Source organism: Vibrio sp. 10N.222.49.C9 (genome assembly GCF_041474985.1).
In the GTDB taxonomy this organism is placed as follows: domain Bacteria; phylum Pseudomonadota; class Gammaproteobacteria; order Enterobacterales; family Vibrionaceae; genus Vibrio; species Vibrio crassostreae_C.
The window spans coordinates 1-556 of record NZ_JBFRVD010001438.1; the positions used below are offsets into that span (position 1 = coordinate 1).

At 43.7% G+C, this 556-nt stretch carries 1 protein-coding gene; it reads right to left on the reverse strand.

The window, feature by feature from the left end:
* Positions 1 to 504: sigma-70 family RNA polymerase sigma factor (locus AB4585_RS28650; RefSeq protein ID WP_372172172.1), on the reverse strand; the 504-nt coding region annotated here is incomplete at its 3' end.
* Positions 505 to 556 lie beyond the last annotated feature (52 nt).

Here is a 556-nt window from a genome sequence, read left to right on the forward strand (position 1 = left end):
AGTCATCACAGTATTTTTGTTTAGGTCTAATATGTCACCGATCTCTTCTCCGCTGAATCCACCGACTACTTGCAGGAACAACGGTTCTCGATATTCGAGGTCAAGGCGCATTATCTGAGCTTGAAGCCACTCACTTTGATGAAAGCCATTATCGCTACTGTGCCCTTCGTTGCCAGGATCATCTATATCAACAAGATCAAGCTGCTTTCTTTCGAAACGTCGAGCGTTTTCTCGTCGAAGTATGGTGATGAGCCAAGACTTAGCGGCTTTGTCGTCTTGCAAAGAGTCCAATGCCTTCCATGCTCTTAAACAGGTTTCTTGCACAAGATCTTCTGCAACAGAGCGATCTTTGCACAACCAGTATGCATAGCGAAATAGGTCTCGATGATAAGCGCGTACGAGCGCTTCGTATTTTCTTTGTTTATCCATATTAGAGTCGACCGGAGAGGTCGAACTTTTCTTTCGAGATTTTTCTTTTTTGTCGAAAATCCGCAGTATTGCCACACAACCTCCTTGGTTTATGCGTGCTTGTTACATTCACTGTAACTATAACAAG